Below are 16,336 nucleotides of genomic sequence, written 5' to 3'. Positions count from 1 at the left end.
ATGACCGACCAGGAACCCCGCCCGCGCCCCCGGCTCGGCGTGTTCAAGTTCGCCTCCTGCGACGGGTGCCAGCTGACCCTCCTCGACTGCGAGGACGAACTCCTGCCACTCGCCGACGAGGTGGAGATCCGCCACTTCCTGGAGGCCTCCGGAGCCGTCGCACCGGGCCCCTACGACCTCTCCCTCGTCGAGGGCTCGATCACCACCCCGGAGGACGCCCGGCGCATCCGCCAGGTGCGGGCCGACTCCCGCCACCTGGTCACCATCGGCGCCTGCGCCACCGCCGGCGGAGTCCAGGCCCTGCGGAACTTCGCCGACGTGGAGGAGTTCACCCGCACGGTCTACGCCACCCCCGAGTACATCTCCACCCTCGCCACCTCCACGCCCGTCTCCGCCCATGTCCCGGTCGACTTCGAACTCCGCGGCTGCCCCATCGACCGGGGCCAGCTGCTGGAGGTCGTCACCGCCTACCTCAGCGGCCGCCGGCCCGACATCCCCGACCACAGCGTCTGCTTCGCGTGCAAGCGCCGCGGCACGGTGTGCGTGACCGTCGCCCACGGGACCCCCTGCCTCGGCCCCGTGACCCATGCCGGCTGCGGCGCGATCTGCCCCGCCTTCGGACGCGGCTGCTACGGCTGCTTCGGCCCCGCCCGGTCCACCAACCTGCCCGCCTACATCCCCGTGCTGCGCCGCGACGGCATGGACGAGCGGGACGTGACGCGCTTCCTGCGCACGTACAACGCCGCCGCCTTCGAGGAGCCCTCCGTGCGGGAGTCCCGGCCGTGACCCACCGCGAGACCCGGGTCCTGCGCGTCGGCGCCCTGAGCCGTGTCGAGGGCGAGGGCGCCCTGCACGTCCGCATCCGCGGGGGCGAGGTCGCCGAGGCCCGCCTGGAGATCTACGAACCGCCGCGCTTCTTCGAGGCGTTCCTGCGCGGACGCGGCCACACCGAGCCGCCCGACATCACCTCCCGGGTGTGCGGCATCTGCCCGGTCGCCTACCAGATGAGCGCCTGCCGCGCGATCGAGGACGCCTGCGGGGTCGAGGTCGGCGGTCCGCTCGCCGACCTGCGGCGGCTGCTCTACTGCGGGGAGTGGATCGAGAGCCAGACCCTGCACGTCCACCTGCTGCACGCCCCCGACTTCCTCGGCGGGGACAGCGCCGTCGACCTCGCCCGCACCCACCGGCCGCAGGTCGAGCGCGGGCTGAGGCTGAAGCAGGCGGGCAACCTCCTGATGGAGGTCCTGGGGGGCCGCGCCATCCACCCGGTGAACGTCCGGGTCGGAGGCTTCCACCGGGTGCCCGCCCGCGCGGAGCTGCGGCCCCTGCGCGAGCGCCTGCTGCGCGCCCGCGACGACGCCCGGGAGGCCGTGCGCTGGGTGGCGGGCTTCGACTTCCCGGACGCGGCGGTCGACGCCGACCTCCTCGCCCTCGCCGAACCCGGTGCCTACGCGATCGGCTCGGGGACCCCGGCCGTCCTCGCGGCCGGCGCCGCCGCACCCCCGCGCTCCTTCGCCGTCCGCGACTTCGGCCGGCACGTCGTGGAGCAGCAGGTGCCGCACTCCACCGCCCTGCAGTCCCGGCTGGACGGCCGCCGGCACCTCACCGGCTCCCTCGCCCGCTACGCCATCAGCGGCCACCTGATGTCCCCCCTCGCCCGCGAGGCGGCCGGGGAGGCGGGCATCGCGGCACCGGGGGACGGCGGAGAGGTCTGCCGCAACCCGTTCCGCAGCATCGTGGTCCGCGCGCTGGAGGTGCTGTACGCCGCCGACGAGGCCGTCCGCCTGATCGACGCCTACGAGCCGCCCGACCGGCCGTCGGCGGACGTGCCCGCACGGGCGGGCACCGGCCACGGGGCAACCGAGGCCCCCCGCGGGCTGCTGTACCACCGCTACACCCTCGACGGCGACGGCACGGTCGCCGACGCCGTGCTGGTGCCGCCGACGGCGCAGAACCAGGGGGCGATCGAGGACGACCTCCGGCGCCTCGTGCAGGACGAGCTCCGGCGCGGCGGCCCGGACCCCGACACCGAGGCGCTCACCCGGCTGTGCGAGCGCGCCATCCGCAACCACGACCCCTGCATCTCCTGCTCCGCCCACTTCCTGCGCCTGGACGTCGAGCACGGGTAGCGCGGGGCGTCCGGGGCGCCCCGCGCCGCGCGCCGGGCCCCGCGCTTGGCGGTGCGGTGCGCCAGGGTCAACACTGAACGTGCGGCCCGCGCCGCTGCGCGGGACGCGGTCGGCCGCCGGCACCGGGCAGCAGTGCCGCGGGCCGGGCGGCCGCGGGCGGCCGGACCCCCACGGCAGGGGCCCGGGAGCCGGTCGCCGGGCGACCGCGCCCGGCCGGGCGCGGCGGGGACCGCGCGGCGGTCCGGGAACCGAGGTGATGACGGTGCGTAGTCGATTCGAACCGGACCGGCAGCTGACCGCGCGCATGGTCCTCACCATGTTCCTCCTCGGGCTCCTCTACGTGGGGTTCGTCGCGGCGCTCGTCGTCCTGCTCAAGTCCGTGGTCCTGATCGTGGTGATCGCCGGGGGGCTGCTGGTGGCGCAGTTCTGGTTCTCCGACCGGATCGCCCTGTACGCCATGCGGGGGCAGCTGGTCGGCCCCGAGGAGGAGCCGGTGCTGCACGGCATCGTCGACCGGCTGTGCGCCTCCGCCGACATGCCCAAGCCCCGGGTGGCCGTCTCGCGGATGGACCTGCCCAACGCCTTCGCCACCGGCCGCAACGCCGACCACGCGGTGGTCTGCGTCACCAGCGGACTCCAGCGGCGGCTGGAGACGGAGGAGCTCGAGGGCGTGCTGGCACACGAGCTCTCCCATGTGGCCCACCGGGACGTGGCCGTGATCACCATCGCCTCGTTCCTGGGCGTGATCGCCGGACTCACCGTGCGCTTCGCCTTCTACTCGCAGCTCTTCGGCGGAGGCAGGCGGGACCAGAACACCGCGGTCGCCTTCGCGGCCGTGATGGGCGTCTCGGCGGCCGTCTACGCGCTCAGCTTCCTGCTCATCCGGGCCCTGTCCCGCTACCGGGAGCTGGCCGCCGACCGGGCGGCCGCGCTGCTCACGGGCAAGCCCTCCGCCCTGGCCGCCGCGCTGACCAAGGTCGACGGGGAGATCGCCCGCATCCCGACCCGGGACCTGCGCACCGCCCAGGCGTTCAACGCCTTCTTCTTCACCCCCGCGCTCCGGCCCGGGTCCGCCGCCGCCCGCCTGTTCTCGACCCACCCGCCCCTGGAGCGGCGCCTGGAGGCGCTGGCGCAGATCTCCGCGCAGCTGGGCGACGAGACACCCTGAGAGGAGAAGCCCGTGGGCTTCTGGAGCACCCTGCTCGGCCGGTCCGAACCGGTCCGGCCCGACCTGGACCGGCTCTTCGCCCTGCCGTCCGCGGCCGTGGCGCTGCGCGCGGCCGTCGGCTTCGCGCCCACGGGCGCCGGTTCGGTGTGCTTCTCCGCCACCGAGGGCGGCGCCTTCGACCGGGTCCGCCGCGAGGTGCAGCAGCTGCTGGACGCCGACTCCGAGCGGCAGGGGGAGCGGGTCGAGTTCAGCCGCGACGCCTACGGGTACGCCTGGCTGCTGTCCCGGCGCCGGGGCGAGGACGGCCTGCCGGCTCTGGTGAGCGACCTGCACGCGGTGAACACGGCCCTGGAGGACGGCGGGTTCGGCCCGCAGCTGCTGTGCTCCCTGGTGGCCTTCCGGGACTCCGAGGACCGGCGGCTGGCCCTGGTCTACCTCTACAAGCGCGGCACCTTCTACCCCTTCGCGCCGCTTCCGGGAGAGAAGCGCGACAACCCGCTCGAACTCCAGGTCAGGGCGGTTCTCGCGGACGACCTGCGCATCGAGGCCGACCTCGGCCGCTGGTTCCCGGTGTGGGGGGCGCCCGGACTGTGACGCCCCGCTCCCGGCCCTCGCGGCGCGTCCGCCGGGGGCGGATCCGGCGGCGCACACCGGCGGGCGGCGCCCGGAGGGCCGGGCCCGGCGGCGCGGAAGGGGTCCGGCGTGCGCCCCGTGCCCCTCGGGCGCCTCCCGCCGCCCGGGGGTGCGGCGCGGCTCACCGGCGGCCGGCGAAACCGACCCAGTAAATCGAACACGAGTATGATTCAGTCATGGCTGAGAACACCTTCCCCGAGGATCTGCGCGCCGCCCAGCTCCGCCTGCACCGGGCGACCGCCGAGCTGGCCGGGCTGGTGCGGTCCCTGCCCTGGTCGGTGGAGCCCCATGAGGGGTGGCCGGGTACCGAGCACCCGCACACCGGGCGGACCGAGGGCGGGCGGCCGTCGAGTCCGGGCTGGAGGGAGGAGGAGAGGGCCGCCGTGGACCGCCTCCGCGCGGAGTGCCTGGCCCTCTCCGAGGCCGTCGCCGTGCACCCCTACTGGGCGGAGGTCGCCCGTGAGGACGTCGTCGCGGCCCGGACGGAGCTGAAGGCCGCCACCCGTCCCGGGGCGGCGCCCGCCCCGGGCGTCACCCCCGCCGCCTGACCGGAGGGCCCTCCCGTGTCCGACCTGCCGCCCGACCTGCCCCGTCTGCGCACCCTGGAGACCTGGCTGGTGCTCGCCCTGGAGCGCGTGCGCGCGCGGATCGCGGACGCGGAGCGGCGTGAGGCCGAGCGCCGCGCGGGCGAGGCCAGGCGGCCGCCGGTGCCGGACTGGGTCGTCGAACGGGGTATCGGCGAGGGCCGCCGGCCGCTGTACGTGCACACCGGTGACTGCCATCTCGCCGGAGGGCGCCGGTATCCCGTCTCCCGGGAGGCCGCCGCCCGTGCCGTCGCGGAGGGGGTCGAAGCGTGCTCCCACTGCCGGGCCGACGCCGCGCTCGGCATCCTGGAGTAGGCCGGCCGTCATACCCCCTGGGGGTATTGATACCCCCAGGGGGTACCATGGTCCCGGGCCGCACCCGGCGGCCCTCGGACACGGGAGGTCCCTCATGAACGCCGGTCCCAAGGCCGCCGCCTTCGCGGTCCTGCTCACCGCCGTCTTCGGCGCGGCGTGGGGCGCGGGCGCCGCGTTCGACCCGGTGGTGGCCGGAGCGGAACCCGCGCGCCACGCCGACCACCAGCAGGGCCGCCCGGAGGCCGAGAGCGGCGGGGGAGCGGGCGCGGTCCACGAGGACCACTGAGCGCCCGCCCGTCAGGGGGTGCTCATGTCTGGTGCAGCGGGGCGTACTCCTCCTCCGTCAGCCCGAAGGTCCAGGCGACGCCCTCACGCGCCGTCCGGGTGGTGGGCGGCACGCGCAGCCAGTACGTGCGGGACGTGCCGTCGGGCTCCGGGGTGGAGTTGACCACCTCGACCATCGCCACGTCCTCGTCGTCGGCGAGCGCGATCCGCCACAGGATCCCCGTCGCGTCCCGGTGCAGGGGTTCGGCGCCCGAGTCCGCCAGATAGCGGTCGTAGCCGTAGAACTCCAGCATCACACGGCGGAGTTCGGCGTTGTCCTCGGCGCGTATGCGCTCGGGGGTGAGGTCCGCGAGCACGGCGAGGAAGTCCGCCCGCACCGCCATGCCCCGCCAGGCGTGCAGCGCGAAGCCGTCGGGGAAGGCCAGGGCGGGGCCGTCGCCCCTGTCCAGCCGGCCCGCCTCGTCCCGGTGCAGCTCCACCGGCCGTTCGCAGACCACCGCGGCGTCCTCGTACGGCCACCACCAGCCCGCGTTCCGGGCCACCGCGGCGAGGCCGTCCAGCGCGGTTCCCCGCCCGGAGAGAGCCGCGAGCCAGGCCGCGTCATGCTGGCCGAGGACCGCGTCCAGCAGCAGCAGCCGCACCTCGGGCCCGCCGCCCGCCTCCTCGGCGACCCCCGCCCGGATCCGCTCGGCCAGGGCCCTGGCCTGCTCCCACAGCCTCGCCCCCGTGGACGCCCAGAGCGCCGCGTACCCCGCGGCACCCAGCTCCCGGTGGACGCGGGCCCGTTCGGCCTCCCAGGGGCGGGTGCGGACCTCCTCGCGCACACTGCGGCCGAAGCCGCCGCCCGCCCGCAGCAGGGCCACGGCGGCACGGGGCGAGTCGGCCCAGAGCACCCGGCGCGGCTCGGGCAGCCCCGCCGAGCGGTAGGCGAGGCGGACACCCGCCTCCGCGGCCTCCCGGTCGGCCGGGCCGGTGGCCGCGGCCACCGCGCGCCAGCGGGCGGTGGCCTCGGCGGGCCCGGCGGCACCCGGCCCGGGGACGGGCCGCGTGCCCCCGGGCCGGGCGTCGGCCGGGAGGGAGGCGGCGGTGGCGGAGATGTCGGTCACGGTGTCCTCGTCGTCGTGGTCGCGGAGCCGCCGGGGCGGCACGGAAGCGGTGGCGGGGGCCGGGCGGTGCGCAGGGCGCCCCGTGTCGCCGGGCGCGGTGGGCCGTCAGTCGGCCACGATGCGCACGGCGCCCGGGACGTACTCCCGCTGGCGCACCACCCGGAACCAGCCTCGGGGGAGCGGGATCGCCGCGTGCTCCTCGTGCACCACGCGTCCGCCCTGCGGGAGATGGAGCAGCATCGGCCCGAACTCCCCTCCCTGGCGCACCAGGCGCCCCGGGCCGGGGACCGCGTGGGCGTGACCGGTGACCTCGCCCAGCGCGAGCACCAGGCGCCCGCGCCCGTCCCGCGCCTCGCCCCCGCCCTCCCGGGCGCGCTCCGGCACCGCCTCCTCGGCCACGGGCATGATCAGGACGTCCCCCTGCCGGTACACGGCTCTCCCTCCCGGCGGCCCCCTGCGGACCGCCCGTTCACGTGACCACGCTACGGCCGGGGTCCGACAACGCACGCCGCGAACGCCGGACGGCGCCCGGGCCGCAACCGCCGTGACGGGTGCCCGGGAACGGGCGGGCGGGATGTCGGCGGCCCTTGGTAGAACTGACCTGCCATGACCGACCGCCAGACGCAGGAGCCGTGCAGATGACCATCGGTGACCACATGAAGGAGTGGGGCGGCCTTCCGGTCGCCGACTTCGCCGGCCCCGGCGCGCAGCCGGCCGCCCCGCTCCCCGAGGCGGGCGCCGTCGCCTGGCGGATCTCCGCCGACGTGTACGACGGCGAGGAGAGCTGGCCGGAGTCGTTCGCCAGGTTCCTCCGGTCGGTCGACGCCTCCCGGGTGCGGGCCCTGGTGGTCGGCGGGTGGTGGACCGAGGACTGCGACACCGCCAACACCGGGCTCGTGGAGCTCCTGGTGGGCGCCGCGGACCGGTTGCCCGCGCTGCGCGCCCTGTTCGTCGGCGACGTCACCTACGAGGAGTGCGAGATCTCCTGGATCCACCAGTCCGACATGGGCCCGCTGCTGCGCGCCTACCCCCGGCTGGAGGAGTTCGGCGTCCGCGGCGGCGAGGGGCTGGCCTTCCCGCCCCTGGCGCACTCCGCCCTGCGCAGGCTGCGCATCGAGACCGGCGGCCTGTCGAAGGAGGTCGTCCGCGGCGTCGCCGCCAGCGAACTCCCGGCGCTGGAGGACCTCGACCTCTGGCTCGGCACCTCCTGGTACGGCGCCGACGCCGAGGTCGCCGACCTGGAGCCCGTCCTGAGCGGTGCGCGCCTGCCGTCGCTGCGCCGCCTCGCCCTGCGCAACAGCGAGATCCAGAGCGAGATAGCCGCCGCGCTCGCCGGGGCCCCCGTGGTCGCGCGCCTGAGCGAACTCGACCTGTCCATGGGCACCTTCGGCGACGAGGGCGCCGCGGCGCTGCTCGAAGGCCAGCCGCTCACCCATCTGGCCAGGCTCGACCTCCACCACCACTTCCTCAGCCCCGAGGTCGCGGGCAGGCTGCGGTCGGCGCTGGAGCCGTACGGGGTGGAGGTCGACCTCTCGGGCGGCATCGAGGAGCGCGGGGGACGCGAGGAGCGCTACACCGCGGTGGCGGAATGACGCCCGCCACGGCCGCGCACCCGGCCGCCGCGGTCGTGGGACACCCCGAGGGACGGCGCACGGCGCTCCTGCAGACCGCCCTGCGCAACGCCGGACGCGCCCCCGCGCGCGTCGTCCCCTGGACCGACGTGCTCCGCGGCGCGGCCCGCTTCCGGCCCGGGGAGCTGGTGCGCCTCGACTCGCCCGGCCAGGACCCGCTGGCCGACCGGCTGCTGCGCGGAACGGCGGACCCCACCCGGGTGGAGGGCGGTGCCCGCTGGTACCGGGGGTTCCTCGACGCCGTGCACCATGTCGCGGACGGGGTGCGCACGGCCGGGGGCACACTGCTCGCCGATCCGGGGGAGCTGGCCGTCCTGTTCGACAAGCGGCTCTGCCATGCCGCGCTCGCCGCGGCGGGGGTGCCGGTTCCGCCCTCGCCCACCTCCGGCCCCGGCGCGCCACCGGTCCACGGCTGGCCGGACCTGCGCGCACTCCTCGACCGCCCCGGGCTGCGCCGCGTGTTCGCCAAACCGGCCCACGGCTCCTCCGCCTCGGGTGTGCTGGCCGTCGAGAGCGGCACCGGAGGCCGGGTGCGGGCCACCACCTCCGTGGAACTCACCCCGTCGGGGGCGCTCCACAACTCCCTGCGGGTGCGCCGCTACGAGGACGAGCGGACCGTCGGCGCCCTGGTCGACGCCCTCGCCCCCGACGGACTGCACGTCGAGCGCTGGCTGCCCAAGGCCTCACAGCACGGGCGCGCCGCGGACCTGAGGGTCGTGGCCACCGCCGGCCGTGCCACCCACGCCGTGGTCCGCACCTCCGCGGGGCCGCTGACCAACCTCCACCTCGGCGGCTCCCGGGGCGACCTCGCCGCGGTCCGGGAAGCCGTCGCCGCCGCGCCCGGCACGGGGTGGCCCGGCATGCTGGCGGTCGCCGAAGGCGCCGCGGCCGTCTTCCCGGGCACCCCGTGCGTCGGCGTCGACCTGCTTCCGGCCGTCCACTGGCGCCGCTTCGCCGTCGCCGAGGTGAACGCCTTCGGCGACCTGCTGCCCGGGCTGACCGGCTTCGAGGGCGGCCCCGCCGAGGGCCTCGACACCTACGCCGCGCAAGTGGCCTCCCCGCCCTGGAACCCCGGTGCCCTCCGTGCTCCGCACCGAGGACGCGCGTCCGCGGCCCTCGCGGGCGCCCGCCCCTGACCGAACGACAGGAACCACCCATGCACCCCTTCCCGCCGGGCCCCGCCCTGCGCGACGCCCCCGGAACCGGCACCGCACCCGGGCAGGCGCCCGGGCCCGACACACCCGACATGAACGAGGTCGTCGGCCGGGACGACCTGCTGCTCGTCACGCTGGACACCCTCCGCCACGACGTCGCCGCCGAGGCCGCGGCCCGGGGGCGCACCCCCCGGCTCGCCGCCCGGCTGCCGGGCGGCCGCTGGGAGCGCCGCCACGCGCCGGGCAGCTTCACCTACGCCTCCCACCACGCGATCTTCGCGGGCTTCCTGCCCACCCCCGCCGCACCGGGGCCGCACCCGCGGCTGTTCGCCGCACGCTTCGCCGGCAGCGAGTCCACGGCCGGGCGCACCTGGGTCTTCGACACCCCCGACCTGGTCTCCGGGCTGGCCGGCGCCGGGTACCGCACCGTCTGCATCGGCGGCGTCGGCTTCTTCAACCGGCGCGGCGCGCTCGGGTCGGTGCTGCCGGAGCTGTTCCAGGAGGCCCACTGGGAGCCGTCGTTCGGGGTCGCCTCCCCGAACTCCTTCGAGGAGCAGGTGGCCCGCGCGGAGCGGGTGGTGGCCGGACTGCCCGCCGAGCAGCGGCTGTTCCTCTTCGTGAACGTCTCCGCGATGCACCAGCCGAACTGGTTCCACGCCGAGGGTGCCCGGCGGGAGGACGGCGACACGCGGGAGACGCACGCCGCCGCGCTGGCGTACGTGGACCGGCACGTCGGGCGCCTCTTCGACGCGATGCGGAGCCGCCGGCGCTGCTTCGCGGTGGTCACCTCGGACCACGGCACGGCCTACGGCGACGGGGGGTACACCGGGCACCGCCTCGCCCACGAGGCGGTGTGGACGGTGCCCTACGCCCACTTCTTCCTGGAACCCGACGGCCCGGTCCCGTCCGCCGAGGCAGGAGGCCCGCGATGACCGCCACGCCCTCCGCCGCCGCGCCCTCCCCGACGGGGCCCGGTCCCGCCGCCGCGCCGCCGCCCGCCCCCGGGGTCCGCCCGTACGAGAGCTACGTCTACGCCTACCCGCACAAGACCGCCTACCGCGCCCTCCCGGACCGGCCCGAACTCGCCGAGGTGTGGGCGGGACGGACCAAGGACGCCCTCTCGCTGTACCTGCACATCCCCTTCTGCGAGGTCCGCTGCGGCTTCTGCAACCTGTTCACCCGCATCGGCGCCCCCGACGGCCTCACGGGCGCGTACCTCGACGCGCTGGAGCGGCAGGCGCGCACGGTCCGCGAGGCGCTCGGCGCCGACGGCCGTCCCGTCCGCTTCGCCGCCGCCGCGTTCGGAGGAGGCACCCCGACGTTCCTGACCGCGGCCGAACTCTCCCGGCTGTGCGACATCGCGGAGCACACCGCGGGAGCCGACCTGCGGGCGGTGCCGCTGTCGGTGGAGGCGTCCCCGTCCACCGCGACCGCGGACCGGCTCGCCGTCCTCGCCGAGCGGGGCACCACCCGTCTGAGCCTCGGGGTGCAGAGCTTCGTGGACACGGAGGTCCGCTCCGCCGCCCGCCCCCAGCGGCGCGCGGACGTCGAGGCCGCCCTCGGCCGCGTCCGCGAGGCCGCCCTCCCGGTCCTCAACATCGACCTCATCTACGGCATCGACGGCCAGACCGAGGCCACCTGGAGCAGCTCGCTCGCGGCGGCACTGGCCTGGCGGCCCGAGGAGCTGTACCTCTACCCGCTCTACGTGCGGCCGCTGACGGGCCTCGGGAGGCGCGGCGAGGCATCCGGCCCCCTCGCGGAGGCCGCCTGGGACGCCCAGCGGCTGCACCTGTACCGCCACGGCCGCGACACACTGCTCTCCGCCGGGTACGAGCAGGTCTCGATGCGGATGTTCCGCAGGCCCGGCGCTCCGACCGCCGTGCCTGCGGACCACTCCTGCCAGACGGACGGCATGGTCGGCCTGGGCTGCGGGGCGCGGTCCTACACCCCCGCACTGCACTACTCCTTCGACTACGCCGTCGACATGCGGCAGATCCGGGCCATCGTGGACGACTACGTGGCCCGGCCGGGCCCGGACTTCGCCCGCGCCGAGTACGGCCGCCGGATGGACGACGGCGAGGCCCGCCGCCGCCACCTGCTGCAGTCGCTCCTCCAGGCCGAGGGCATGGCCGTGGCCGACTACCGGGCACGGTTCGGCACCGGGCCCTTCGAGGACTTCCCCGTCGAGCTGCGGCGGTTCGCTGAGGCGGGCTGGCTGGCCGAGGGCGGTCCGGGGGAGGCGCGGCTGCGTCTCACGCCCGAGGGGCTGGCCCACTCCGACGCGGTCGGACCGGCGCTCTTCTCACCCGCCGTCCGGTCCGCGATGGCCGCCTACGCCCGCAAGTGAAGGGGGCCGGCGTGGACCTGACCCTGCTGTACCGGGGGCCGCTGGCCTCCTGCGACTACGACTGCCCCTACTGCCCCTTCGCCAAGCGCCGCGACAGCCGGGCCGCCCTGGAGCAGGACCGCAGAGCCCTGGAGCGCTTCTCCGGCTGGGCCGCCGAGGCCACCGGCGACCGGCTCTCGCTGCTGTTCACCCCGTGGGGGGAGGGCCTGGTGCGCTCCTGGTACCGGCGGGCGCTCGTGGAACTCTCCCGCCTGCCGCACGTGCGGAGGGTGGCGATCCAGACCAACCTGTCCTGCCGGACGGGCTGGATCGCCGACGCGGACCGGGACAGCCTGGCCCTGTGGTGCACCTACCACCCGGGCCAGACGCCCTACGACCGGTTCCTCGGCCGGTGCCGGGAGCTGGCGCAGTCCGGGGTGCGCCACAGCGTCGGCGTCGTCGGCCTCCCCGAGCACCTCGGGCACGCCCGGCGGCTGCGCGAGGCGCTGCCCGAGCACGTCTACCTGTGGGTCAACGCCGCGGAGGGGCACACGTACAGCGACGCCGAGGCGGCCGACTGGGAGGCGCTCGACCCGCTCTTCGCGTTCAGCCGCCATCCGCACCGCACCGCCGGACTGCCCTGCCGGACCGGTGAGTCGGTGGTGTCCGTGGACGGCGAGGGCACCGTGCGGCGCTGCCACTTCGTCCCCGCCGCCCTCGGCAACCTCTACGACGGCAGCTACCGCGGCGCACTGCGCCCGCGCGCCTGCCCGCTGGCCGTCTGCGACTGCCACATCGGCTACGTGCACCTGGAGTCGCTGCCGCTGTACGACGTCTTCGCGGGGGGCGTGCTGGAGCGGATCCCGACCAGGGAAGCCCTGGCCGCGGCAAGGCCGTCGCGGCCGGCCGCCCGGCCGCCGGGACCCCGGGCGGCACGCCTCCGCTGAGGCGGCGGGCCCCCGGCCCCCGGCCCGCCGGGACCCCGGGCGGCACGCCGCTGCGGTGCCGCGCGGGCCAGCCGCGGAGCGGAGGATTCCGCCGGTCCCCCGGGGTGCCGAGAAGTGCTTAGGTTAGGCTAACCTGACCTTCGTGAAGGACGGTGCAGAGAACCCCGCTGCCGCGGCACCCCGCGGCCACCACCTGTCGGCCGCGGACGTGACCGTGGCCTACGACGGGACCGATGTCGTGCACGAGGCGGCCCTGTCGCTGCTGCCCGGCGAGGTCACCGTGCTGGTGGGACCCAACGGAAGCGGCAAGTCCACCCTGCTGCGCACGCTCGCCCGGCTCCAGCGCCCGAGGACCGCGCGGCTGCTCATCGACGGCGACACCGACGGGCTCGCCCTGACCCCTCGTGAGTTCTCCCGCCATGTGGCCCTCCTGGCCCAGAAGCGCTCCACGCCCAGCGGCCTGACCGTGCGGGACCTCGTGGAGTTCGGCCGCTACCCCCACCGCGGCCGGTGGGGGAGGAGCGACCCGGGCGGCCCCGCGGCAGTGGACCGGGCGCTCGCCATGACCGGCGTCACCGAGCTGGCCGGGCGGGGCGCCGAGCAGCTCTCCGGCGGCCAGCTCCAGCGCGTCTGGCTGGCGGGCTGCCTCGCCCAGGAGACCGGCGTGCTCCTCCTCGACGAACCCACCACCTATCTGGACCTGCGCTACCAGGTCGAACTCCTCGACCTGCTGCGGGACCTGGCGGACGGCCACGGCATCGCCGTCGGCGCCGTCCTGCACGACCTCGACCAGGCCGCCGCGGTGGCCGACCGGATCGTGCTGCTGCACGACGGGCGCACCGTCGCCGACGGCGCACCCGAGGCCGTCCTCACCCCCGAGCGGCTGACCGGCGCCTACGGCATCCGCATCGAGGTCGACACCGACCCCCTGACGGGCCGGCTGCGCACCCGCGCCATCGGCCGCCACCACACCCGAAGCGAAAGGCTCAGCACCACCTCATGAGACGACTCCTCCTGGCCGCCACCGCCACTGCCGCCGTGCTCGCCCTCGGCGCCTGCGGCACCACCGAGCCGGCCGCCGACGACGCGGCCGGCCCGAAGGGCGCCGAGCCCCTGGTCCTCACCGACGCCACCGGCAGGAAGGTGGAACTCGACGGTCCCGCCGAGAAGGTCGTCGGCACCGAGTGGAACGTCGTCGAGAGCCTGGTGTCCCTCGGCGTCGACCCCGTGGGCGTCGCCGACGTCAAGGGCTACAGGACCTGGGACACCGCCGTCCCGCTCACGAACGAACCCGAGGACATCGGCACCCGCGGCGAGCCGAGCATGGACGCCGTCGCCGGGCTCGCGCCGGACCTCGTCGTCGCCACCAGCGACCTGCCCGCCGCGGCCGTGGAGCAGTTGCGCAAGATCGCACCCGTGCTCGAGGTGCGGGCGGCGGACGCCTCCGACCCGATCGGGCGGATGACGCAGAACCTCGACCTCATCGCCCGGGCCACCGGCACCACCGACAGGGCCGAGGAGCTGAAGAAGGAGTTCGAGGCGAAGACCGAGGAGGGCCGCAAGGCCCTCGCCGACGCCGGGCTCGCCGACGCCCGCCTCGCCTTCGCCGACGGCTACGTGGTCTCCAACCAGGTCTCCGTCCGCCCCTACACCGCCGGTTCGCTGATCGGCGGCGTCAACGAGAAGCTGGGCCTGGAGAACGCCTGGACCGTCGAGGGCGACGAGAACTACGGCCTCGGCACCACGGACGTCGAGGGGCTGACCTCCCTGGGCGAGGACGTGCACTTCGCCTACATCGGCAGCGCGGGGGACGCCAGCAGCACCCCCTTCACCGGGGTGCTGAAGGACGACCCGGTGTGGACCTCGCTGCCCTTCGTCAAGGACGGGAACGTCCACCGGCTGCCCGACGGCATCTGGATGTTCGGCGGCCCCGAGTCCATGGGAGCCTACGTCGACGCCCTCGTCCAGGCCCTGACGAAGTAGCCACGTGGCCGTCACCGCCCCACCCTCCGCCCCCCGTTCACCGGCGGCCGCGTCCCGTACGGGCGCGGCCGCGGTGACGGCCGCGCTCCTGCTGCTGCTCGCCGCCCTCGCCGCCGCCGACGTCACCCAGGGCACCGCCGCCGTGGGCGCCCCCGAGGTGCTCAAGGCGCTCACCGGGCGCGCCGACGCCGCCGACGCCTCCGTCGTCGTCGCCTCGCGCCTGCCGCGCATGGCCGCGGGGCTGCTCGTCGGAGCCGTCCTCGGCATCGCCGGGGCCGCCCTTCAGGCCGTCAGCCGCAACGTGCTCGCCTCACCCGACACCCTGGCCGTGAACGCCGGGTCCTACCTCGCCCTCGGCCTCGCCGCCGTGACCGGCGTCTCCCTGCCCCTGCTCGCCTCCTCGGGCGTCGCCTTCGCCGGGGGAGCCGCGGCCGCGGCCGTCGTCCTCGGCCTGTCCGGGCTCGGCGCCGGCACCGTCCGGCTCGTGCTCGCCGGCAGCGCCCTGACCCTCGGTCTGACCGCCGTCACCGAAGGGCTCCTGCTGCTGTTCCCGGAGCAGACCGAGGGGCTTTACCAGTGGAACCAGGGCAGCATCGCCCAGAACGGCTTCGGCGGAGTGCTCTCGGTCCTCCCGCTCGCCGTCATCGGCCTGTCCGGACTGCTCCTGCTGTCCCGGCGGATCGACACCCTCGCCCTCGGGGACGAGGCCGCCCGCGGCCTCGGGGTGCCGGTCCGCGCCACCCGCGTCGCCTCCGTGACCCTCGCCGCACTGCTCTCCGCGGCGGCCGTGACCCTCGCCGGCCCCATCGGCTTCGTCGGTCTGTGCGCCCCCGCCCTGGTACGGCCCCTGGCCCGCAGGATCCGCCCCTTCGCCCGGGCGCGGGCGGGCCTCCCCCTCGCCGGCCTCGCCGGTGCGGTGCTGGTCCTCGGCTCCGACGTCGCCCTGCGCGCCGCCGTGCCCCCGGACGTCGCCGTCGCCGTGCCCACGGGTGTGGCCACCTCGCTCGCCGGTGCCGTCTTCCTGGTCGTGCTGGCCACCCGGGTGCGCGACGCCGGGCGCACCGCAGCGGAGGACCGGCTGCGCATCCGGAGCAGGACCGCCTTCCTGGCCGCCACGGCCGTCCTCGTGGCCCTGCTGGTCGCCGTCGCCGTCGCCGCGGTCCTGCTGGGCGACAGCAAGCTGCTGCTGGGGGACGTGGCCCACTGGGCCCAGGGCCGGGCGGGACGCGCGGTCGGCTTCGTCCTCGACACCCGGGTGCCGCGGGTCGTGGCCGCCCTCCTGGCCGGGGCGGCCCTCGCCCTGGCGGGCACGCTCGTCCAGGCCGTCACGCGCAACCCGCTCGCCGAACCCGGCGTCCTGGGTGTCTCGGGCGGTGCCGCGCTGGGAGCCGTGCTCCTCGTCACCACCGTGCCGCTGGCCGGGTCGTGGAGCATCGCCGGCGCCGCGTTCGCGGGCGCCGCCGCCAGCTCGCTCCTGGTCTTCGGTCTCGCGGCGCGGGGAGGCTTCCGGCAGAACCGCCTCGTCCTCGTCGGCTTCGGCGCCGCCACCGGCAGCGCCGCACTGATCGGGCTGCTGATCGTGCTCACCGACCCGTTCAACGCCACGAAGGCGCTGACCTGGCTCTCCGGCTCCACCTACGGGCGCAGCCTGCCGGACGCGGTGCCGCTCGCGGTGGTCCTGGCCGTCGGCCTGGCCCTCGCCGCCGTGCGCCGCACCGAGCTCGACCTGGTCTCCCTCGACGAGGACACTCCCCGACTCCTGGGGCTGGGCCTCTCACGGGCCCGCCTGGGCTTCCTGGTCCTCGCCGTGCTGCTCAGCGCGACCGCCGTCGCGGCGGCGGGCACGATCGGCTTCGTCGGCCTCGTCGCACCCCATGCCGCGCGGGCCCTGGTGGGGCGCCGCCACGCCCGGGTCCTGCCGGTCGCCGTGCTCCTCGGTGCCGTGCTCGTCTGCACGGCCGACCTGGTGGGCCGCACCGTCATCGCCCCGGCGCAGCTGGGGGCGGGCCTGATGACCGCGGTCATCGGCACGCCGTACTTCCTCCACCTGCTGGTGCGCAGCCGCCGCTGAGGCC

17 protein-coding genes are annotated in these 16,336 nt (G+C 76.2%); 15 read left to right on the top strand and 2 right to left on the bottom strand.

Features of this window, described 5'->3' with window-relative positions; genetic code table 11:
* The 7 genes from NPS70_RS15720 (at nucleotide 1) to NPS70_RS15690 (ending at nucleotide 5,115) form a co-directional block, all read left to right on the top strand.
* The gene (locus tag NPS70_RS15720; RefSeq protein ID WP_256524884.1) at nucleotides 1-786 is read left to right on the top strand and encodes an oxidoreductase; all 786 of its coding nucleotides are present in this window, start codon (nucleotides 1-3) and stop codon (nucleotides 784-786) included.
* Nucleotides 783-2,129 carry a Ni/Fe hydrogenase subunit alpha gene (locus NPS70_RS15715; protein WP_256524883.1) on the top strand — a complete coding sequence of 449 codons (1,347 nt, stop codon included), beginning with the start codon at nucleotides 783-785 and terminating at the stop codon, nucleotides 2,127-2,129. The genes NPS70_RS15720 and NPS70_RS15715 overlap by 4 nt, the downstream gene beginning before the upstream one ends.
* 262 nt (nucleotides 2,130-2,391) lie before the next feature.
* Entirely contained in the window at nucleotides 2,392-3,297 is a 906-nt protein-coding gene (htpX, locus tag NPS70_RS15710) for a zinc metalloprotease HtpX (RefSeq protein ID WP_256524882.1), read from the top strand.
* Between the two features lie 12 nt (nucleotides 3,298-3,309).
* Nucleotides 3,310-3,891, top strand: a complete 582-nt coding sequence (locus NPS70_RS15705; protein WP_256524880.1) for a hypothetical protein — start codon at nucleotides 3,310-3,312, stop codon at nucleotides 3,889-3,891.
* Nucleotides 3,892-4,106: 215 nt separating this feature from the next.
* Complete coding sequence (locus tag NPS70_RS15700; protein WP_256524879.1) at nucleotides 4,107-4,478, top strand: hypothetical protein; 372 nt, start codon at nucleotides 4,107-4,109, stop codon at nucleotides 4,476-4,478.
* 15 nt (nucleotides 4,479-4,493) lie between these two features.
* The gene (locus NPS70_RS15695; RefSeq protein ID WP_256524878.1) at nucleotides 4,494-4,829 is read left to right on the top strand and encodes a DUF6233 domain-containing protein; all 336 of its coding nucleotides are present in this window, start codon (nucleotides 4,494-4,496) and stop codon (nucleotides 4,827-4,829) included.
* A 94-nt stretch (nucleotides 4,830-4,923) separates the two neighbouring features.
* On the top strand, nucleotides 4,924-5,115 hold the full coding sequence (locus tag NPS70_RS15690; RefSeq protein WP_256524877.1) for a hypothetical protein: 192 nt from the start codon (nucleotides 4,924-4,926) through the stop codon (nucleotides 5,113-5,115).
* A gap of 22 nt (nucleotides 5,116-5,137) precedes the next feature.
* Here NPS70_RS15690 and NPS70_RS15685 read toward each other — a convergent pair whose 3' ends face one another.
* Entirely contained in the window at nucleotides 5,138-6,100 is a 963-nt protein-coding gene (locus NPS70_RS15685) for a DUF6745 domain-containing protein (RefSeq protein ID WP_256525117.1), read from the bottom strand.
* Between the two features lie 225 nt (nucleotides 6,101-6,325).
* A complete protein-coding gene (locus NPS70_RS15680; protein WP_256524876.1) occupies nucleotides 6,326-6,652 on the bottom strand; it encodes a hypothetical protein in 327 nt (108 codons plus the stop codon).
* A 206-nt stretch (nucleotides 6,653-6,858) separates the two neighbouring features.
* On the opposite strand from NPS70_RS15680, the gene NPS70_RS15675 reads away from it, so the two are divergent.
* The 8 genes from NPS70_RS15675 to NPS70_RS15640 all read left to right on the top strand — a co-directional run bounded on the left by NPS70_RS15675 (nucleotide 6,859) and on the right by NPS70_RS15640 (nucleotide 16,332).
* Entirely contained in the window at nucleotides 6,859-7,812 is a 954-nt protein-coding gene (locus NPS70_RS15675; RefSeq protein WP_256524875.1) for an STM4015 family protein, read from the top strand.
* The gene (locus NPS70_RS15670) at nucleotides 7,809-8,987 is read left to right on the top strand and encodes an STM4014 family protein (protein WP_256524874.1); all 1,179 of its coding nucleotides are present in this window, start codon (nucleotides 7,809-7,811) and stop codon (nucleotides 8,985-8,987) included. The genes NPS70_RS15675 and NPS70_RS15670 overlap by 4 nt, the downstream gene beginning before the upstream one ends.
* 110 nt (nucleotides 8,988-9,097) lie before the next feature.
* Nucleotides 9,098-9,937: an STM4013/SEN3800 family hydrolase gene (locus tag NPS70_RS15665; RefSeq protein WP_256525116.1), complete on the top strand. Its 840-nt coding sequence runs from the start codon at nucleotides 9,098-9,100 to the stop codon at nucleotides 9,935-9,937.
* Nucleotides 9,934-11,352, top strand: coding sequence for an STM4012 family radical SAM protein (locus NPS70_RS15660; RefSeq protein WP_256524873.1), 1,419 nt, complete (start codon nucleotides 9,934-9,936; stop codon nucleotides 11,350-11,352). The genes NPS70_RS15665 and NPS70_RS15660 overlap by 4 nt, the downstream gene beginning before the upstream one ends.
* 11 nt (nucleotides 11,353-11,363) lie before the next feature.
* Nucleotides 11,364-12,278, top strand: coding sequence for an STM4011 family radical SAM protein (locus NPS70_RS15655; RefSeq protein ID WP_256524872.1), 915 nt, complete (start codon nucleotides 11,364-11,366; stop codon nucleotides 12,276-12,278).
* 142 nt (nucleotides 12,279-12,420) lie between these two features.
* Nucleotides 12,421-13,281 (top strand): ABC transporter ATP-binding protein, encoded by an 861-nt coding sequence (locus NPS70_RS15650; RefSeq protein WP_256524871.1) that lies wholly within the window; start codon nucleotides 12,421-12,423, stop codon nucleotides 13,279-13,281.
* Nucleotides 13,278-14,261, top strand: a complete 984-nt coding sequence (locus tag NPS70_RS15645) for an iron-siderophore ABC transporter substrate-binding protein (RefSeq protein WP_256524870.1) — start codon at nucleotides 13,278-13,280, stop codon at nucleotides 14,259-14,261. Before NPS70_RS15650 ends, NPS70_RS15645 begins: the two co-directional genes overlap by 4 nt.
* 4 nt (nucleotides 14,262-14,265) lie before the next feature.
* The gene (locus tag NPS70_RS15640; protein WP_256524869.1) at nucleotides 14,266-16,332 is read left to right on the top strand and encodes an iron ABC transporter permease; all 2,067 of its coding nucleotides are present in this window, start codon (nucleotides 14,266-14,268) and stop codon (nucleotides 16,330-16,332) included.
* The last annotated feature ends 4 nt before the right edge of the window (nucleotides 16,333-16,336 follow it).

Origin of the sequence: Streptomyces sp. C10-9-1 (assembly GCF_024497955.1) — a bacterium.
Classification (GTDB): Bacteria; Actinomycetota; Actinomycetes; order Streptomycetales; family Streptomycetaceae; genus Streptomyces; species Streptomyces sanyensis.
This window is presented reverse-complemented; position numbering and strand designations above follow the sequence as displayed.

Excerpts from the sequence above, each read along its gene's own strand:
- NPS70_RS15690 (WP_256524877.1), top strand. The coding sequence starts at position 4,924 with ATGAACGCCGGTCCCAAGGCCGCCGCCTTCGCGGTCCTGCTCACCGCC.
- NPS70_RS15670 (WP_256524874.1), top strand. The coding sequence starts at position 7,809 with ATGACGCCCGCCACGGCCGCGCACCCGGCCGCCGCGGTCGTGGGACAC.
- NPS70_RS15675 (WP_256524875.1), top strand. The coding sequence starts at position 6,859 with ATGACCATCGGTGACCACATGAAGGAGTGGGGCGGCCTTCCGGTCGCC.
- NPS70_RS15665 (WP_256525116.1), top strand. The coding sequence starts at position 9,098 with ATGAACGAGGTCGTCGGCCGGGACGACCTGCTGCTCGTCACGCTGGAC.
- NPS70_RS15720 (WP_256524884.1), top strand. The coding sequence starts at position 1 with ATGACCGACCAGGAACCCCGCCCGCGCCCCCGGCTCGGCGTGTTCAAG.
- NPS70_RS15645 (WP_256524870.1), top strand. The coding sequence starts at position 13,278 with ATGAGACGACTCCTCCTGGCCGCCACCGCCACTGCCGCCGTGCTCGCC.
- NPS70_RS15700 (WP_256524879.1), top strand. The coding sequence starts at position 4,107 with ATGGCTGAGAACACCTTCCCCGAGGATCTGCGCGCCGCCCAGCTCCGC.
- NPS70_RS15660 (WP_256524873.1), top strand. The coding sequence starts at position 9,934 with ATGACCGCCACGCCCTCCGCCGCCGCGCCCTCCCCGACGGGGCCCGGT.